The sequence below is a fragment of the Nostoc sp. CENA543 genome, assembly GCF_002896875.1.
GTDB lineage: Bacteria > Cyanobacteriota > Cyanobacteriia > Cyanobacteriales > Nostocaceae > Trichormus.
In genome coordinates, this window is record NZ_CP023278.1 from 3,974,081 (window position 1) to 3,994,472 (window position 20,392).

Here is a 20,392-nt window from a genome sequence, read left to right on the forward strand (position 1 = left end):
ACTTCATTTCCTCAATTCCTATGAACACCAGCACACCCATAGGTAAAAATAGTGAACCTCAACTGCTTCATGAAATTAAGGAAACGCACACTCAAGAACTCCAGCAGATTGCCTTCTTGTTAGCTCAAATGACAAATGTGTCAGAAGAAACAGTGAGGCCTCATCTTGATGCCATGTTATTGCAGTTGGTGAAGTCTAAAGTTGAACGTCCATTTTATGAAACCGCTACCCCTGATGAATGGGTGAAAGCATTTAAAGAATGGGCTTCTAGCCACAGAAAAGATACTCCATTACTTGACGACTATGCCGTAAGCCGGGCAGGAATCTATGAAGAGGATGAAGAGATTTAGTGGCTTACCTTGTAGATACTAATTTGTTACTGAGAAGCGTTGAGCCACATCACCCCATGTATGGAGATACTGTAAATGCAATCTCTACCTTAGCAGTTGCAGGAATTGGGCTTTTTGTCGCATCACAAAACTTAGTTGAGTTCTGGCGAAGTGCTACCCGTCCAGTAGACAGAAACGGGTTAGGCTTCACTGTAGCAGAAGCAGAAGCAGAGCTACAACGGTTAGAAACGCTCTTTCCGGTACTGCCTGATGTACCAGAGATTTATCCTGAATGGAGACGAATCGTTTTACAGTACAGGGTAATGGGTGTAAATGTCCACGATGCCCGTCTTGTTGCAGTCATGCGTGTTCATGGGCTGACTCATATCCTGACTTTTAATACTGGGGACTTTACTCGATACTCTGGTGAGATTACTTCTATACACCCAGCAACCGTTACACCTTAAGCAAAAGCGATCGCTGTTTGAAGTATACAAGCCTCATGAAATGTGGCTTGAGTGTCGTTCTTGGCATTTTCCTAGTCAACAGTAGCTAAATACACCAATATCCGCTATATTCCCCTTGGTAGCTATTGGTGAGGATGTTTATGGGAAGAGGCGGAAAAAATCTCAGCCTGATTGCTGGTTGCTTGAGCGCGCTGACTCTGAGCCAATTTTTTGGGTTAAACACCTCTGCACAGGCAGCTGATACAGTGGTGGTGCGTTATGGTTTATTTGCAGAATCTGTTCCCCTAGCGGATTTACAAACCGCCGCTACAACTGGGGAATTTCCTCGCAGTCTAGACTGGTTAACCAAACGATTATCACAAGAGCAACGTCGTTCTCTGTTGGGGACGCTGAAAATGAGAGTACCTCTGAATGTGGTGACTCTCAGTAGATTACTCAATACCCAAATTGGTACAACTATTCTCAATGACATCTCTACAGCCTTAGCACGCAAAGATAAAGCAGGTGCAAATGCTTTGAGAGCAGCTTTAGTTCTCGGTGCAAATTCTCCCCAAGGCTTATCTGTGCTGAGTTTTATTGCAGCTTATCCAAGTCAGCGTTTGGAAATTAATTTACCCCAAGCTGTGACTGTCATGGGCAGTTTGAATAATGATTTTTGGCGTACCCAACAATTAATGCTTTCTCTGTCTCCCCAACTTGCGCCTCAAGCTTCCCAAATTAATTTACCCTTTGACCCCAGCCAACCAGGTAAGGCGAATGTACAGGTTGAGAACTGGAATTTAAATGATCAAAAACGCGATCGCAAAATCCCTGTCGATATTTACTGGTCAACTGCTGCTGAGTCCAATAAACCACTAATTGTATTTACTCATGGTTTGGGGTCAGTTCGCACAGAGTTACGTTATTTAGCAGAACATCTCGCCTCTCACGGTTATATAGTGGCAGCTATAGAACATCCTGGTAGTAATCAAACTCATGTTGATTTAGCTCTTAAAGGTAAAACCAGAATTGTTGAACCCCAAGAGTTTTTAGACCGTCCCCAAGATATTAGTTTTGTTTTAGATGAGTTCACCAAGTACAATCAAACGGCAAAAACTCCTCTCGCTGGCAGAATAGCCACCGATAATGTCATGGTTGTGGGTTATTCTTTTGGTGGCGCGACAGCTCTCGCACTAGCGGGTGGTGAATTCCAAATAGCCGGACTCAAACAAACTTGTCGGAATCAATTAGCGAGTTTGAGTGTTGGGACAACTATTCAATGTATTGCCCAAGAACTACCAGAAAACAGTTACCAACTGCGGGATAATCGAGTTAAACAAGTTATGGCTTTGAGTCCCACAACTTCACGAATTTTTGGTGACACGGGTTTAACTAAAGTCCAAGTCCCGACATTAATTTTGGCGAGTTCCGCAGATAAAAGTACACCAGCTTTAACAGAACAAGTTATAGGATTTAGCAAGATTTCTGCTCCTAAATGGTTAGCAGGTGTGATTGGTGGTACTCATTTAAGTGTCAAAGACCCCAGCACCACTTTAGACCAAGCGGATCAACCCAATACAGCTTTAAGCGGTGGCGAAATTGTCGGTGAACAAGCTGCTGATGTGCGAAAATTTGTCAAGGCGATCGCTTTAGCAATGGCAGCACAACTCACCTCAGAAGCTGATAATTATCAGGTTTTCTTGACTCCAGATTATGCTCAGGCTGCTTCTACCCCAGTCTTCCCTTTTCGGATAGTCCGAGATATTCCTCCCGGATTAATTTCAATGGAGAAATAAAAATATATGGGGAAAATTTGATTTTAATTTTTCCCTATTCTCAAAATTAAAGTCTTAATTTACACCAAGTGCCTCATCTTTGCCGCAGCTAGAGGTGATAAGGTCAGCAAAAATAGACCAATTGGTAACAGACCACCCTGAAGCAAGTTGTAGTCAGAGAAAATTCTTTCCCAAGAATAAGCCAACACAACCTTTCCTAGAAATAACTCAAATCCCACTGTCAGGATTAACCAAAGCAATCCAACAGCCAATAGTTGCATCACATCATTGATACCAAGCCATTTAATGGAGATAAAAGCGATCGCTAAAATCATGAGCGACCCTGTAAACACAGTGATTTGTCTTGCCGTAAAGTCACCAACCCAAGGCTCAAGTAAAAACTTCCGTGCTGTACCGTGCAGAATTTCGGCGAATATAATCACCACCCACAACACTAAACCTTTGAAGAATGCCATATAGAAATAATACTTATAATAAAAACTTATAATATATATTTACTTTTCTGTGTCAACTATTGTTGACTAAATCGTTACAAATTTGTTACATTTATTTATATAAAGCAATAAGCTGATCTAACCAACCAAACACTAAACCTCACTGAATTGCTCATCACGGTTAAACAGTGAGAGACAAAGGGCTGAGTAGAAAGGGTTATCAACTCACTCTTCATCACTACTAGTAACGTTTTTTGTTTAGTTAGCTCGTAAAAGCTGAATTCGGTATCGGTATCTTCCATTGACATTTGGACTTCTCCTAATCACCTCAGTAAAATTACTGGGGTTTTTTATTAATTTCATATAGCAGGATGTTTTGATAACTCATGCTGCAATAGGTTTTTACCTTTCTTTTTTGCCATGTACATTAAATTATCTGCTTGCTCTAGAATCTCGTTCACTGATTGCGGTGGATGATAAAAAGTAATTGCACCGATGCTGACGGTGACTGATAGGCCTTCTTGCTGCATAGACATGACAAGCATTGTTTTTAACCTATGCAACACTACTTCTGATGCTTCATAATCAGTGCGTGGTAATAAAATCGCAAATTCATCGCCGCCAATTCTCGCAATCACATCACTTTTACGCAAAGTCACTGTAGCTTGATTAGCTACTAATTGTAATAAGCGATCGCCAGCCGTATGTCCATACTGATCATTGATTTTTTTAAAGTCATCTATATCAAAATAAGCCAACGTTAGAGGTTCTTTATATCGGACAGATTTTACAATTTCATTATTGACTATTTCCATAAAGAATCTTCGATTATTCAATCCAGTCAAATTGTCTTTTTGTGCCAATTCCTCCAATGATTTCAAATTATTTTTAAATTCCAATAATAAAAAATTAGTAAATAATAAAAACACTAGCATTGTCATTGCATTCCAATAATGGTTATAAGGATTTAAATGGTATTTATTCTTCATTTGGTTCAGGATGAGATTAATGAGGTCACTAGCCAATATGATAAATAAGCCTATGTACTTATCAGTACACCATGTAGAAATCCCAACAGGTATTAAATATAAAAACGACACAGAAATCTCTGTAGACACTAAGTAGTCAATTACACTAATAACTACTAGCATTAACATACTGATGAGAATCGAGGTAAATTTAGGTTGATTTTCTAGCTGTTTTAGTAAATACATATTTTCCTAGCTTCATAGCCGTTTTAGCTACTATTTATACTTTGTTCAAGTCATGGTTAAGTAATAAATTTATGGCTATCGGTAAAATTTTAAATCAGAGTCATAGCAAAATTTCCTATACAAATAAAACTTTGTCAGTAAGTTAAGTGAATACATACTATTAATTTCTCCATATAAAGAAATTATTTCGTCCTAGTTAGCGGAAGAGACTGATGAAACTTGATGTCTCCCATAAAATTAGGTGTTGAGTTTTGCAAAATAACTGGCTCACAAAAATCACTGACAAAACAGTATTTTCTTGTAAATTCAAGGATAGAAAATGATGGTTTGTTAAAAACCATACATTGAATTTATGTATTTACCCTTTACTAGAATCTTTTTTATATCTCTTACCCAAAGTTTTAAAGCCTTAATGAAAATGTAGTCTGAGGTAAATTCTCAGTGATAAGTTATGAATATTAATAATGAGAAATATACCAATAGTAATTTTCGGTAGAAATAAATTCAAGACTTATGATTGTATCGATCTCATAGCTGATGTTTGCACAACATTATTTATAGTTTTTAACTGCCTATTTCAGTGAATAATTTCAGTAATCAGAGCAGATGATTATCTTAGTGTCACCTAACTTTTAGATGCAGCAAATCTTTAAATTTTAAAAATATAAATTTTACAATAATTCCTTTACTACATCTGGAAATGATAATTCTGTTCTTGTAGTATTTATATAGATGTATTGTAAGTAACTGGATCAATCAAATAATCATACTCTTAGGAAAAGCAATGAATATCTCAATCTTGCTCATGATTGTTCTCTTGTTTTAAGTTTGTCCTGATCAGTGCAAAATAATAGTGAAGCCATTATTTATCACTCTGTTAATACGCAAGTCCTAGAAGCGTTGCACAAAAGTTAAGAGTTTTACACATAAATATATGCAAACAGAGCCAGCAGCACTGATTTTAATTGTGGATGAGGATCTAGACAATTTAGGAGTTTTGTCCACTTTATTAACAGACTCAGGATTTCGAGTTGCAACAGCTAATAGTGGACAAGATGCTTGGCAAAAACTAAGTCAAATTACGCCTGACTTAATTTTGACAGCAGGGATGATGTCTGGAGCGGATGGCTTTGAACTTTGTCATCGCATTAAAACTAATTCAATATTACATAAAATTCCAGTTATATTAATGATTGCTAGAAATGAAAATCAAAATAGACTAGCACAATTAAATTTAGAATCAGTTGACTATATCACCAAACCATTTTTACCAATAGAAGTTTTAATTCGTATCCGGTTGAACCTGCGACTTCTGACTTTAACCCGTTCTCTTACTGAAAGTAATACTCAACTCCAACAAGAAATCATTGCTCGCCAAACAGTAGAAGCCGAGTTATATCAACTTAATCAAGATTTAGAGCAGAAGGTAATTGAGCGGACTCAAGCACTGACATTGGTACTGAATGAAGTACAACTAAGAGAAGAAAAACTCACTTATGAAGCTTTTCATGATTCATTAACAGGCTTATTTAATCGTGCTTGGCTAATGCAGTATTTATCGGAAATCTTTGCGAAACAGCAGCCGCAAATAGGACACGCAATTTTATTTTTAGACCTAGACCATTTTAAGAGTGTTAATGACCATTTAGGACATATAGTAGGTGATAAATTATTACAACAAGTTGCTAAAAGATTGAATAACTGTATTACAGTTGCACATAAAATTGTGCGCTTGAGTGGTGATGAGTTTTTAATTTTCCTGAACAACCAAGATGGAATTCACGTAGTTGAAACAATTGCTAGTGCTATCCTCCAAGAATTACATACACCTTTTGAGATTGACAAGTATCAAATTTCTATCGGTGCAAGTATTGGTATTTTACCTTCTACACTTAATTATCAGCAGCCAACAGATATCCTTAGAGATGCCGATGCTGCAATGTATCAAGCTAAACGTGCTGGTAAAGGTTGCTATATAGTTTTTACCAACGAAATGCAATTGCAAACCTTAAAGCGTATTCAACTAGAAAGTGAACTCCGCCAAAGTATAGAAAAAAACGAGTTTTGCCTTTACTATCAACCTATACTGTGTTTATCTTCTCAAAAAATAGTCGGTTTAGAAGCATTAATTCAATGGCAACACCCGCAAAGAGGAATAATTTCCCCAGATAAATTTATTAAAATTGCCGAAGAAAGTGGAATAGTCCCTTCTCTAGATTTACTAGCATTGAAGTTAGCTTGTCAACAACTACATCAGTGGCAACAAAAATTTAAATGTGCTGAATCCTTAGTAATTCATATTAATATAGCTGCCGCCCAATTACAGCACTTAGACTTAGTAGAAAAAATTCAACAAATTCTAGGAGAATATCATATATCCCCTTCGGCTATTAGATTGGAAGTAACAGAAAATGCTTTGATCAAAGGTTCTCACACTGTTACTCAAGTTATGGACAAAATTCATAATCTAGGAGTTAAACTCTGCATAGATGACTTTGGCACTGGATATTCTTGTTTTAGCCAATTGTACACATTTCCAGTTGATACTCTCAAAATAGATCGTTCATTTACCAAAAATGTCAATGTTAGTGTGGAGTCTGCGGCAGTAGTCCAGACTCTAATTAATTTTGCTAATTCTTTAGGGATTACCGTAGTAGCTGAAGGAATTGAAACTCAAATCCAATTAGAAGATTTACAGAAATTTGGTTGCGAATTTGGACAGGGTTACTTATTCTCCCATCCTTTGCCGATCGCAGAAATCACCAATTTTTTACAATTACAAGATGGGTGATTTTGGAGATTGATTCAGTTAAACAGTAGTCAAGTGGTTGACATTTGTTGTTTGTGCATTTATGAGCCGCTCAACAGTCGCTAGCAATTCATGCTCTAAATATGGTTTAGTTAAGTAACCTTGCGCCCCTAATTCTTGAGCTAGTTGTCGATGTTTGTCTGCACTGCGAGAAGTCAGGATAGCTACTGGTAGCTTGGCAAATTTTGGCTGATTGCGGATATGAGTAAGCAATTCAAAGCCATTCATCCGTGGCATTTCTAAGTCTGAAATTACAACTTGGATTTGGGGATGTTTTTGTAATTGCTCTAAAGCTTCTATACCATGTTGAGCTTGTATAACTTGATAACCAGCTTTTTGCAGAGTTAAAGAAACAGTTTGTCGTAGACTAATGGCATCATCAACTACTAGAATTAGTCCTTGAGATTTTTTCTGTACTTCTACATATTGACTAGGTGGCTCTTCTTGATAATTTTTAGGTTGAGAAGCAGTCAATAATGGCATTGATTTCAAGTTAGAGTCTGATGATGGCAAGGATATATTATTAGGAAGATTACTTTCTGGCAGCGCGCTTACATCCAATGTAGCCTGCATCTCAACAGATTGTAATAATAAGGCACCATCAATCACTAATATGAGATTTCCATTAGCCAAGCTAGTGCAACCATAAATATATTTTGGTGGCGCGATCGCATTTCCTACAGGTCTAATTACCAGTTCTTGTTCGCCAATAATTTGCTCAACTTCTAAAGCAAACATTCCATGATGATGTTTAAGTAATAACACAGGATTATTCATGACTTCTGTGTTATCTTCAGCCAATAAATGCTGAAGACTAACATTCTGATTTAAGGAACTGTTGTAAGACATCAAATCTGATAATTGATAAAGACTCAGAAGGGTTTCATCCTCATCTGAGTGCCAATGTAATACTCTTTTATCTTCAAACTCTTGAATTTGTTGTTGTGAAGGAATCACAATTTTCTCGATGCTGTCTAATAGTAAAGCGTAAACAATACCACCAGCCTGAACTAACATTAATTGGTCAGTAGTCATAGAAAAAGGAATTTTTAAAATGAAAGTTGTCCCCTGGTTTGGTTGAGATTGTACTGAAATAGATGCGTTTAGATTTTGTAATTGAGAGCGTACAATATCTAACCCCATTCCTCGTCCAGAAATTTCACTTACCTGATCAGCAGTGGAAAATCCGGGTGTAAACATGACATCCAACAAATCAGACTCATCCCAGTGAGCATTTTTTGGCCGCAGATTAAGTGCATCAGCTTTTTTCCGAATTTTCTCTAAATTTAATCCCTGTCCATCATCGCGGACTTCAATCACTGTCTGACTACCTTGATGATAGGCGCAAATTTCAATGATACCTAGTTCTGGTTTCCCTTTTGCTTGCCGAACCTGTGGCGACTCGATACCGTGATCAAAAGCATTACGCACTAATTGTAGTATGGGATCATAGATTTTTTCTGCGATCGCCTTATCTATGAGTAATCCTGTACCAGTTAATCGCAATTCCACCTGTTTTTGATAGACGTTACCCAGTTGTTTCACCATCTGAGGAAAGCGATTCAAGATATTACCAAAAGGTAACATTCTGGCTGTGACTAAATTATCTAGTAGATTTAACGCTAAACTTTGTTTTTTATCACTAATTTGGGTGGCTTGTTTTAATAGTAAATCTATTGACTCTGTCGTTTCTTGCAATTGCAGTGTTTCTTCTAAAGCCTCATGCAAATTCAAATGGAATTCTGTATAAACATCCATTTCTAAAGGATCAAATTTCACAGATGCAAAATTTTGTGTATGATGTGATAAAAAACTCTGCATCTGTAAAGGTAAATCACGTAACTGATTTAACGTTTCTTGGTGTCTATTCAATTGCTGATATAATCTATCGAGAATTTCTTGCAGTTGCTCATCATTTAAGGCTCGACGTTTTTGATAAACTAATATCTCTCCAGCCAAATAATTAATGCGTTGTAGTCCTTCGACTCCTACGCGCACAAAAGAATTAGATTGGTTCTTTTTATTGTGAGTAATCTGGGATTTTTCTAATGGTGATTCATTGACAGCATCAATTACTCGCTCTGTAATCTCTGTATTGACTTCCTCAATATTAGCTAAGGCTTGATTAATATTTTGTGTTTCTAATGGGAGTTCTTCCTGTTCATCTGCTGCTTCTAATTTGCTTTCCCCTCCCCATATTGACTCTAATAGATTAGAGTCTAAATTGGTAGTTATTTTTGATATTTGCTTAACAATTAGTAATTCCTGTAGCTTATAACTATCAGACCAATTTTTTTCTTGGGAATTTACAGGAGGATGTTTTTTATATTCTGCGGCTAATATACTAATTTTATTTTGTAGAGCTTTAATAAATGCCAGCCGATTCTCAGATTTTTGCTGAAAATATTGAAATTTAGCCACAGCCATAAGAATAATTAAAATGATGCCTTGACGATATAGACAAAGGCTATCACTATCATGATCCTCACGAATGAAATCTAAGAATTTATTTAACCAGCTTTCTACATAATTGAGATATGTTTCATCTTCGTGATTGGAAATTAACATATCCAGATACATTTCTGAAACTAGTATTTCTCTGGCATGATTAAACCAGCCAAATATATAATGCAAAACCTTTAAATAAAATTTAGCAGTTGCAGGTTGGACACAATTATTTGGTTGATTATTACCTGTAACTAAAAATTTGTAAAATTCCTGATCTAAACTCAAAAATTGGAGATTGAGAGTTTCTGTAGCTGGTGATGTCAGCTTAATTAAATCATGGGAAGGCTGACCACCGCGAGTGCGATCGCCTGCTAATACATCTTTGTGTGCTTGCTGTAAATCAGCTAACGCAATTTTCGCAATTTGATGTGCTTTTTGAGGATTAGCTTGTAATGCTTGCAAAATCCCTTGAGCAATTTCTCCAAAACCTGGTAAGTTTAAAGATTCCCCTAAACCCAGAAAAACTTCAGCTTCACTATTTAAAAAATCTATTAACTCTAGATTTTCTGAAATATTTTTAATGGCATTACTAATTTTTTCTAAACGTTGTTTTACCCCACTTTCAAATATAGATTTGACAATATCAAATCCTAATTCCTGCGAGGTAGGGATATGAGTATTTTCTCCAAATTTATCTCCTAATTTACTCTGAATTTGAGTAAATATATCAGTAGCTCTTTGTAAAAGTTCCTGGTCATTGATGACATGACCGTTGATTTCTGAACTCAATGCTAAATTTAAACATTCATAAGCTTGATATAAAAGTGTATTCAACTCAAAATCTATGATAATATCTGGATTATATAAAGATTTAAAGACATCTTCTAAATAATGAGCAATCTTATTAATTAATTCTAAGCCAACAGTAGCTGCTCCCCCTTTAATTGTGTGAGTAGCTCGCATTAAGCTATGCACTTTAGTCGTACTGTGACTTTCTGATAAATTCAACAGTTCCTGTTCAATAGTTTGTAATAAATCAGGGGCTTCTGCAAGGAAATAAATATACCCCTGTTCACGAATTTCGGCATCTGTAATCATAACTTTAAGGGTGTAAGGTTTTAGGGTGTAAGGGGTTTAAAAGTTGAAGTTAAGCATTAAGAGGAGTTATAAATCTCCTCTTAGCTGTCTATGCTTCTTGCCTCTTGAACTTTCAATTTTAGAATTGTGACTTTAAAGTTGTATTTCTCTTGCCAAATCTAAAATCGCAAATCCCAAATCATTTAGCCTCCTGCTGCGTTTAACTAACTTTGAACTTACTAGCAGTTGTTAATAAATCTTGTGCCATGTTAGATAAATCTTGGAAAACAGCTGCTATTTCTTGGGATTCACCAAAAGTTTGATTAGCAATTTCTGCAACATCTTTCATGGAATTAGTTACAGATACTGACTGCCCCATTTGCTTTTGAGTCGCATCGGTAATTTGGTTAATGAGTTGACTAATTTCCGCAGTGGCAGCCACGATCGCATTTAAGTTTTGTCGAGTTTCATTGACGAAGTTTGTACCTTCGACTACCTGCTGGATACCAGTTTCCATTGCTACTGCAACTTCTCCAGTTTCCTCTTGAATCTCTTGAACTAACTTTTCAATTTCAATGGTGGCGGCGGCAGATTGGCGAGATAAAGAACGCACTTCATCCGCCACCACTGCAAAGCCTTTACCATACTCTCCAGCGCGTGTAGCTTCAATGGCGGCGTTCAAAGCTAGTACGTTGGTTTGAGTAGCAAAGTTACTAATCAAATTCACCACCTTGGAAATTTTCTGTGAAGACTCACCCAGACGTTTAATCTTTTTGCTAGTTTTAGCTACGGTTTCACGAATCGCTTGAATTGCTTGCACAGTCTGATTCATCGCCGCATCGCCAGCCTCAACAGTTTGGTTGGCTTGTGTGACTGCTACTTGCACCAATTCCGCACTACCCACCACAGCTTGGGTAGCATTCAGCATCTGTTGAATTTCACTTAACGCTAGATTGATTTCGTCAGACTGTTGTTGAGCTAAATGATTCAATCCTGCCAGAGAAGCATTACTGGTACTAGAAGTTTGGGCAACTTTTTGGGCAGATGTTTGTACTTGCAATACGATTTGTCGTAGTGCTTGCAGAGTATTGTTATAAGCATCAGCAATTGTTCCCAATTCATCTTCTGTAATTGGCGCACGTACTGTTAAATCGCCGTTGAGGGCTGGTCTAACGGCCGTTAGCAGTTGAATGGAACGTTGTTGCAGCAATTCTTTAGCCGCTTTATCTCGTGCTGCGGCTTCTGCTAGTTGAGCTGATTGAGTCTGGAGTTTTTGCAAATATTCGGTTTGTTGTAAAGCCAATCCTAATTGGTCGCCAATTCTCGCTAACAACCCCACTTCCGATTCTTCCCATTCGCGGGTACCGGAATTTTGATAGGCGGCAAATAATCCCCACAATTTTTCCCCAAAGAAAATTGGGACTATCACATAAGCTCTAGCTTCAAACTGCTCTAAAATCTCTAGGTGGCAGTTAGCATGGCCTGTTTGATAGATATCATTTACCACGAAGCTTTCACCCTTGACATAGCGACCCCCTTGAGTTTCTTGGAGGAAGGTATCTTCCCAAACGGTTTTGATATCAGGGCCGACTAATTTCACCCAATTATGACCAACAGACTCAGCCACAAATAACCCACTCCAATCAGGATTAAAGCGAAAGACAACTACGCGATCGCATTTCAATAGTTGTCGTACATCTTGGGTACTAATCTTGAAAATTTCTTCTAACTCTAAAGCTTGCCGGATACGGTTGACTATTTTAGTAAACGCTTTTTCCTGTTCTGCTATCTGAGTTAGTTTCTCAGTTTTAATTTGCGCTTCTTGTAGATAATCTAACTGCGATTTAGCCAGGCTAAATTGTGAGGCAATTTGATTTAAGAAACTAGCTTCCCACTCATGCCATTCGCGAGGCCCGGAATTTTGATAAACTGCCAGTAAACCCCATAATTGGTCACTGAAGAAAATGGGGACTATGATGTAAGCTTTGGCATCAAAAGCTTCTAATATATCTATATGACAAGGCTTAAAACCTGCTTTATAGATATCATTGACGATGGAATGCTCACCTTTGATAAACTTCCCACCCTGTTGATCCTGGAGGAAAGTATCGTTAAGAACAGTTTTCACCTCAGATGTGACTAACTTTGTCCAACCTTGACTAACCGATTCAGCGACAAAATTGCCACCCCAATCGGCATCGAACTGATAAACAGCCGCGCGATCGCACTTGAGAAATTGGCGGATTTCTTGAGTCGTAGTTCTAAAAATATTGTCTACATCTTGGGCTTGGCGGATACGGTTCACTATTTTAGTGAAGGATTTTTCTTTGTCAGCAACTTGAGCCAGTTGTTGCGATTTAATGCGTAATTCTTCTAAATAGTCTAACTGGGCTTTAGCTATACTAAATTGCGAGGCAATTTGATTTAAAAAGTTGACTTCCCACTCTTGCCATTCACGAGGTTTAGAGTTTTGATAAAGTGCTAGCAAACCCCATAGTTTTTCTTTAAATACGATGGGAACTATGATGTAAGCTTTAGCTTCTAAGGCGTTCAATAATTCTAGATGACAAGGATTAAAGCCTGCCTTGTGGACATCATTCACGACACAATTTTTGCCTTTAAAATAATCGCATGATTCGGTATCTGAGAGAAAAGTATCGCTGATCTCAGTGCCAATAAATGCTGTCCAACCTTTACCAACTGACTCAGCCACAAATTTCCCACCCACTTCTGGGAGGAACTGATAAACACCCATGCGATCGCATTTGAGAAATTGACGAACTTCTTGGGTTGTAGTTCTAAAAATACTTTCTTCAGTTTCGGCTTGGCGAATGCGGTTAACTATCTTGGTAAAAGCTTTTTCTTTTTCCGCAATTTGAACTAGCTGTTCAGATTGCATCTGCATTTGTTCTAAGTATTCTGCATAAGCAATAGAAACACCTAATTGCACACCAATTTGGCTCAAGAAGTTAACTTCCCAATCTTGCCAGTTACGCGACCCTGTATTTTGATAAGCTGCTAATAAACCCCATAATTTTTCACCTGTAAATACAGGAACAATCACATAGGCTTTGATTTCAAATTGTTCTAGAACATCTAAATGGCAGGGAGAATGAGTTGATTGGTAGACATCGTGAATGACAGAGTTTTCGTTATGGCGATAACGTCCACCTTGGGTTTCTTGGAGATAAGTATCTTCCCAAATAGTTCTGATATTTGGCCCTACTAGTTTTACCCAACCATTACCCACCGATTCAGCTATATATTCTCCACTCCAATCTGGATGGAAGCGATAGAGACTGACACGATCACATTTCAATAATTGTCGGACTTCCAGAGTGGCAATTTGAGAAATTTTATCAATATCTGATAACCGCAAAATTTTATCGATGACTTTGCTTAATGACCTTCTAGAATGTTCCTGGAGTTGGGATTCTTTCTGAATTTCAAATGCTTGTACTCTATAGGTTAATTCTGTGGTAACTTGAAATAACAGTGTGGCTTCTACTTCTTGCCACTGTCTAGCATGAGTACAACTATTAACAGCTAATATGCCCCAGACCTTACCTTCAACAATTATGGGTACACTTAAGCTAGTTTGAATTTGAAATTTATCTAATAGTTGTTTTTGATAGTGAGTGAGTTGTACTTGACTACTCTCATCAATTGTTACTGGTTCTACATATTCGTTGTTACTATGCAAACCAAACATAATCCCTGGAAGAATTTCACCTAAAGTTGGTGTCCAGCCCAAAGTTCTAGATTCTGCTAAAACTGTGCCAGAATCCGCAGAATTAAATTGATAAATAAAGACGCGATCGCAATTCAGTTTTTCTCTGACTTTTTCCACTGTCTCCCTTAAGACGGCATCTAAGTCAGTGGCTTGACGCATATCAACTATGATTTCTTGTAACTGCCGTCGCCAGTCTCTAAATGCTTGTGCGATCGCTTCTGATGTTTCTTGATTATAATCACCAATTAAATCAACTTCTTTAACTTTTTCTACTGCTTCTACTTTAGAAATTGAATTGCCATGATCATGATTTTTTTGATATGTAATTGCCATTGGATCACCCTTGATTTAATTATGTCCCAAATAAATTAGTTAGTTTTGCTTGCAATGTTCACCGAGATTTTTGTTAATTATGATGAGCATATACTGGAGAATGAATAATAGCCTCAGCGTCTAAGTTAAAAATCATCTTTTCATCATCATTGATAAAGTACCCCTGTAAAAAAGGGACTATTGATGGAGAAAATAATTCTGCCGATGATTCCTTCATCTGATGAATATTTAAAGACTCAATATCCATCAGTTGCCTAACTAATAAACCTAAATATTTCCCATTCTCTTCCAATACAATTACCATCATTTTTAGCAGCACATTTGCTGTCTGTAACAATGGTGGATAACCAAGCATCTCATCTAAATCTACTAACCACAGCATTTCATCGCGCCAGTTATAAACACCCAAAATATAACTAGGCATCTGAGGCACAGCACATATATCACTTAAAGATACTTGCAAAACCTCTGTAATATGATCTAAAGAAATGACTGCTGTATCTCGAATTCCTAAATTAAAACTTAAAAATTTACCCTGATTTTCCAAATTAATCATCCTTATTAATGCCAAAAATACTTACTATTTAACGAGTTTCTTCAATGTTGATACTAACTCTTCTTGGTTAATTGGTTTAGAAAGATAAGCTTCTGCACCTAGCATATTTCCCCAAATCCTATCTACATCACTATTTTTAGTAGAGCAAAAAACTACTGGTATCTTACTAGTATCTGGGTTATTTTTTAATTCTCGGCAAATTTCAAAGCCACTTTTACCAGGTAAAATCACATCAAGAAAAATTAAATCTGGCTTATTACTGTCTATTTTGCTTTGAGCTTCTTCACTGCTTGTCGCACTAATTACAGAACAACCTGCCTGTTGTAAATAACGACTCAGAACTTCCATATCAGTTAAGCCATCTTCAATCACTAAAACAGTAGTCATATTAATTCCTTATGTTAAATTTTCACCTAGTAATTTGTAGATTTACGCTATTGAAGGCATTTAAAAATAGCCTTTCCATTTTGTTATTATTTTGGTTTGTTAATGCTAAATCTGGCTCAGAATAAATACCTATGTTTACTTAGTTTATTGAAAAAAATGTTGTATCCCTGATGCTATATTTAGCAGTAATTCAGATAAGACTTTCTTGTTACGCTATATCTTTAGGGACAGCCTCTAAGCGTGATTGACTGTGAATCGGAGATGCTATTTTAGTGGGTAAATACTTACGTAAAATACTCATTACCTTATCTGTATTCACTGGCTTAGTCAGAAAATCGGTCGAGCCAACAACTTTAGCACGTACTCTATCTAATAACCCGTCATTACCTGTTAAAATAATTACCGGGGTATTAGTAAAAGCTGAAATGCGGCGCAACTGGGTACAAATTTCATAGCCACTCGCAACAGGCATAATCAAATCTAAAAAGATTAAATCTGGTTTTTCTTGAATAAGAATGGGCAAGGCTTGCACCGCATCTTGAATCTGGACAAATCTCAATCCATGAGAAGTAATAATTTCTTCCAACATTTTACAAACTTGGGGACTATCATCTACACAAGCTATTAAGGGGGTGTAAACTTTTTTCGGTTGTGCAGAAATAGAGTCATTGGGTAATTGTGTGACAACTAAAGGTAAATCTGGTACTTTTACTAATTCAATAATACCTTTGAGGATATAAGGAAGTAGAGAACGAGATACAGGTAAAACATTTTGCTTCATTTTGGTGGCTAACTCTCGCAGAGTCAGTTTGCCATTAAATAGAGTGACAAAATTTTTGTATACTGGTGGACTGACTAGTTCCTGTAGCTGTTCTGGTCTTCTAATGACTGGTGCTAAGTCAGGAAAAACATTTGCTAAACCGGCTTGTGTCCATAGATTCCATGATTCTTGCATTTGTTTCATAGAAATATCTGCACTCGTGAAACTCATGGGTGCTTCTAAAATGACTTCTTGATTGCGTTCACACTTAACAGCTATAAAATTCGTTTGCTGGGCTAAGTCAAATAAAAGCTCTGCTAAGGTGTTCTCGACAATACTATTAATTTGCTCTCTTTGAATTCTTTGTTTTTTATATAGAATTTCTAAAAGTCGGTAATCCCAGTAACTCATTTCTACATCTTGTTGGCGCAACTGTATTTTATCCACATTAATTTGTGGGCAATATTGAGCCATTAATCTCCGCCATCTCCTAAAAGGATGTGTTCCTCCTGATGCCCAGACTATCCGTCCTAAACGATAGTAGAAAGTCCACTGATGTCCTTTTTGGCTACTCAGAATTAACTGCCCATTATATTGCAGCTGTGTACAAGTCCTAAATTCATCAAGAATGTTATTGGATTCCATCTTTTTCGAGCTATTTTTACTTGTTTTATCCCCACAAGCCAGTCTCTTAATAACAAAATCTGAATACCTCTTGAGCATTCTTGATTTTGTAAATAGTTATTTAGTTTATTATGTTAGTAATAGTGTTTTTAGGGTTTATATTTTGAAAGGTATTATTCTGAATTTGACTATCAACAAAATTATGGTGATCGGTAAATATAATTAAGATAATTTTAATTGAGAGGTTTTTATGTCAAATCTTAATTTTGATTCTCAATTTGTGAGTAAAAATACCGTTAATTCTGGATACTCAAATTTAGATAACCACAAATCAATCTACACTCCCATATGCACAGGCTTCTTTTTGATGTAACTATTTTAGAGATTGTCAATTTGATTTATATCCGTGGAAATTCTGATTTTTAATTACACTAAAAATAGTATTGGTCAGCAATTTTTGTGATTGGTATAAAAGAATTAACATAAAGTTAAGTTAGTCAGAATATATAAACTTAAATTAATTAATATTTCCACCACTTTACAGCTCATATCATATCTGAGTAAGAGGTTAACGGGATGATGCTCATACCATTTTTTTATCAAGCTGTATAGAATTTGACTCCCCTAAATTCACGCCACTTGACAGCAGTTGCTTTATGCTGGGGAACCCGTCCGTCCACTGCACTGCCTTCTTTAAGCCGGGAAACCATGCACTGCCGATGCTCCTGCGTCGCTAACACTAACGCAGTGGCTCCCCTGAAAAAAGGGATTTTGATTCTAGTGGTCTATTGCATTAATTTTCAAGTTTGTAGTTGGGCTTTACCCCTTTTCATTTAAGCGATAAATCGCAACTACGAAAGCCCCAAATATCTAATAAAACAGACCACGACGGTTGTTTGATTAGATATTGCCTGTATATTCAGTCGGCGATGGAGAGTAGGTAAACAAAGGTTTATAGCTTACTGGCTCAACCACAAATCCTTACGTGAAGTGAAATGGAATTTGGGTATAGTCCATACTACAGCTATTTGCCGCTTCGATATATCCAGTTATTTCTCGTTCTTTTAGACCAATCCTTTAGATCATCCTTTTTGAGACGATCCCATTACCTGTGTCTTAGGTTTCAAAATCGTACTTATCAAAATTTTCAGTCTCAGATTTAAGTATCTTATTTGATGGTTAACTTAAGAAGCAGGTAAAGGATCATTCTGTTCAAAAAGGGTTTTAACTAGTTAGCTTGTTGGAGTCTTAGCGGAGAAAGCTGCTAATTAACCACAAAAGTACGAAAGTCAGCACAGTGGAAAACTGATTACCGCTTAGATTAATGAATTGTACTTGTGACAAGAGCCAGGCAGCAATTAGCCCTCCGCTAATTAAGCCAACAATCAGTCCTACAAGAGTAAGTAAAACTGATCTGCCAAATCTACCTTCTTTACGATTGAGGAAGAAAACGCTAACTCCTATGCCAACCACTAACGCTAACTGCAAAAGCTGATCGCCTGTAAAAATGCTGATTACACTTAAACCCACGTACCAAGCTCCGGGTAAAAGTATATCTGTCATTGTGGGCTGATCCAGGAAATTTTGCAGCCATGCAGGTGATTGCTCACGAGAAGTTAAACTTTCTTTAGGTGGTGATTGTATCCTTAATTCTGGAAAGCGGATACGTTCTGGCACTTTGATTTTTCCTTCCTGGCGCATCCGTAAGCGATCCATTAAAATCGCATCGTAAGCAGCTTCAACGATTTCTACGCTTTTAGCATCGCCACTACATTGCTCCATCAGGCGATTGCGAGCGTCCTGAATTTCGTCAAAGCTAGCATCTTCTGATACCCCAAGTTTTTCGTAGGGATTTTGATCGCGCATGGGAGTTTATACTTCAGCCTTTATCAGTGGCAATTTTTTGTTAGAGAATAACAATTGTAGATTTTAATTTGATCGAAGACAAACGTATCGACCGAATTTTATGCTCTACCAGGATAGTAGCACGCGTTAGCCAAGTTGACCCAGGAATTTCAACTACTGCAACTTTAACATATTGTTATAACTCCGTGTATACCCCCATGTCGTTGACCAATTCTAGCTCTAACCTAGAATTTGAACCGGGAGTATCTGTAACACTATTTTTTGGTGCTTCAGACTTGGCGATTTACCATAATATGAGGATATCCCAATGATTTAGCTTTCATCTTAAGTAGTGGTATCAATCCACATAAAGATTTAAAATGGAAAATTTTTCCATCCCCATCCAACTATTATACGGAAGTCTCCTGGAACAATAAATTATGGGGTGGCTCATGGATTAGCATTGGGTAGTTAAACACATTAAGTTTCTTATGACAGTATTGCAATTAAACTGTAATAATAGTTATCTAAATTCTCTTAGTGTGTTTGTCCGGCGTTTTGACTTCACTATCCTTGAGATAATCAGGAAATATGTTTCTGATGCCTGTAGTTCCTTAAATAATACATAGGTGGAAACTGCGTTTTACGCAATACTGCTGTTAATCTTGAAGAAATTTATTTTTGTGTAAAGAGATGGTCATGGCTCCTGCCAAGATTCTTGTAGTTGATGACGACCCGGCGGTTCGGAATTTAATCCAACGCTTTTTATTGAAACAAAGCTATCAGGTAGAAGCGGCTGAGGACGGTAAGACGGCCTTGTCCTTGTTTGAGCAATTTAACCCGGATTTGGTCATTCTTGACGTTAATTTGCCAGATGTAATAGGCTTCAACCTCTGTCAAGAGATGCAAAGTCGTAATGGCGTTTTTGTTCTCATGCTGACTAGCCGTGCAGATGAGGCTGACAAGATTCGTGGCTTTGCTAAAGGTGCTGATGACTATCTCACAAAGCCATTTGGCTTGGGAGAACTGGAAGTCAGAGTTGCAGCGATTTTAAGACGGCAGAGAGTGGTGACTAACGCCGAACAAAAACGCTTGCAGTTTGAGAAGTTGATGATTGATCCCGTGCGGCGAGAGGTGACACTGAATAGTCAGCCTGTTCCGTTAACGGCTTTAGAATTTGATTTGTTACATTTTTTAGCTAGCCATCCTGGTCGAGTCTGGCGACGTGCGGAGTTGATCCAAGAAGTCTGGGATTATGAATATGTTGGTGATCAGCGAGTTGTAGATGTACATATAGGTCAAATTCGCAAAAAGATTGAAGTCGATGCTAGTCAACCAGCATTAATTCAGACTGTGCGTGGGGTGGGTTATAAATTTGAATGTCCAACTCATTCCCAGTTAGAAACGAATCCTTGATAGCTTTTTAATACTCGCAATTTATTTATTAGTAGTGGGCATGGTATATACCATGCCCAAATTTGTAGGAAAAAATTTGCTGTTAATCTCACAATTTTGGCGATCGCTCAACAATTTATTCCAAAATATTGTTAATTGATTTTTAATTTTGAATGGTTTTTGCAGACGCAGGAAAGAATTTATGC

The 20,392-nt window shown here is 37.2% G+C and carries 13 protein-coding genes; 5 read left to right on the plus strand and 8 right to left on the minus strand.

Annotation, left to right across the window (positions count from 1 at the left end; genetic code table 11):
• The first annotated feature begins 20 nt into the window (after nucleotides 1-20).
• The 3 genes from CLI64_RS16440 to CLI64_RS16450 all read left to right on the plus strand — a co-directional run bounded on the left by CLI64_RS16440 (nucleotide 21) and on the right by CLI64_RS16450 (nucleotide 2,571).
• Nucleotides 21-350 carry a hypothetical protein gene (locus tag CLI64_RS16440; protein ID WP_103138213.1) on the plus strand — a complete coding sequence of 110 codons (330 nt, stop codon included), beginning with the start codon at nucleotides 21-23 and terminating at the stop codon, nucleotides 348-350.
• Nucleotides 350-796, plus strand: a complete 447-nt coding sequence (locus CLI64_RS16445; protein ID WP_103138214.1) for a PIN domain-containing protein — start codon at nucleotides 350-352, stop codon at nucleotides 794-796. Before CLI64_RS16440 ends, CLI64_RS16445 begins: the two co-directional genes overlap by 1 nt.
• Nucleotides 797-936: 140 nt before the next feature.
• A complete protein-coding gene (locus tag CLI64_RS16450) occupies nucleotides 937-2,571 on the plus strand; it encodes an alpha/beta hydrolase (protein ID WP_103140763.1) in 1,635 nt (544 codons plus the stop codon).
• 59 nt (nucleotides 2,572-2,630) lie between these two features.
• On the opposite strand, the gene CLI64_RS16455 is transcribed toward CLI64_RS16450, so the two are convergent.
• Nucleotides 2,631-3,026 (minus strand): hypothetical protein, encoded by a 396-nt coding sequence (locus tag CLI64_RS16455; RefSeq protein WP_103138215.1) that lies wholly within the window; start codon nucleotides 3,024-3,026, stop codon nucleotides 2,631-2,633.
• 338 nt (nucleotides 3,027-3,364) lie between these two features.
• Nucleotides 3,365-4,219: a GGDEF domain-containing protein gene (locus tag CLI64_RS16460; RefSeq protein WP_103138216.1), complete on the minus strand. Its 855-nt coding sequence runs from the start codon at nucleotides 4,217-4,219 to the stop codon at nucleotides 3,365-3,367.
• A 934-nt stretch (nucleotides 4,220-5,153) separates the two neighbouring features.
• Between CLI64_RS16460 and CLI64_RS16465 the strand changes: the two genes are divergently transcribed.
• Complete coding sequence (locus tag CLI64_RS16465; protein ID WP_103138217.1) at nucleotides 5,154-7,010, plus strand: EAL domain-containing protein; 1,857 nt, start codon at nucleotides 5,154-5,156, stop codon at nucleotides 7,008-7,010.
• A gap of 18 nt (nucleotides 7,011-7,028) precedes the next feature.
• Here the strand turns inward: CLI64_RS16465 and CLI64_RS16470 are convergent, their stop codons facing one another.
• The 6 genes from CLI64_RS16470 to CLI64_RS16495 form a co-directional block, all read right to left on the minus strand.
• A complete protein-coding gene (locus tag CLI64_RS16470; RefSeq protein WP_103138218.1) occupies nucleotides 7,029-10,574 on the minus strand; it encodes a hybrid sensor histidine kinase/response regulator in 3,546 nt (1,181 codons plus the stop codon).
• Between the two features lie 199 nt (nucleotides 10,575-10,773).
• Entirely contained in the window at nucleotides 10,774-14,619 is a 3,846-nt protein-coding gene (locus CLI64_RS16475) for a GAF domain-containing protein (RefSeq protein WP_103138219.1), read from the minus strand.
• A 73-nt stretch (nucleotides 14,620-14,692) separates the two neighbouring features.
• Nucleotides 14,693-15,175, minus strand: coding sequence for a chemotaxis protein CheW (locus tag CLI64_RS16480; protein WP_374703939.1), 483 nt, complete (start codon nucleotides 15,173-15,175; stop codon nucleotides 14,693-14,695).
• 24 nt (nucleotides 15,176-15,199) lie between these two features.
• Complete coding sequence (locus CLI64_RS16485; RefSeq protein ID WP_103138220.1) at nucleotides 15,200-15,562, minus strand: response regulator transcription factor; 363 nt, start codon at nucleotides 15,560-15,562, stop codon at nucleotides 15,200-15,202.
• Between the two features lie 208 nt (nucleotides 15,563-15,770).
• Nucleotides 15,771-16,967, minus strand: coding sequence for a response regulator (locus CLI64_RS16490; RefSeq protein WP_103138221.1), 1,197 nt, complete (start codon nucleotides 16,965-16,967; stop codon nucleotides 15,771-15,773).
• Nucleotides 16,968-18,194: 1,227 nt separating this feature from the next.
• A complete protein-coding gene (locus CLI64_RS16495; RefSeq protein ID WP_103138222.1) occupies nucleotides 18,195-18,812 on the minus strand; it encodes a CPP1-like family protein in 618 nt (205 codons plus the stop codon).
• Between the two features lie 678 nt (nucleotides 18,813-19,490).
• On the opposite strand from CLI64_RS16495, the gene CLI64_RS16500 reads away from it, so the two are divergent.
• Nucleotides 19,491-20,207, plus strand: coding sequence for a response regulator transcription factor (locus tag CLI64_RS16500; RefSeq protein ID WP_103138223.1), 717 nt, complete (start codon nucleotides 19,491-19,493; stop codon nucleotides 20,205-20,207).
• The last annotated feature ends 185 nt before the right edge of the window (nucleotides 20,208-20,392 follow it).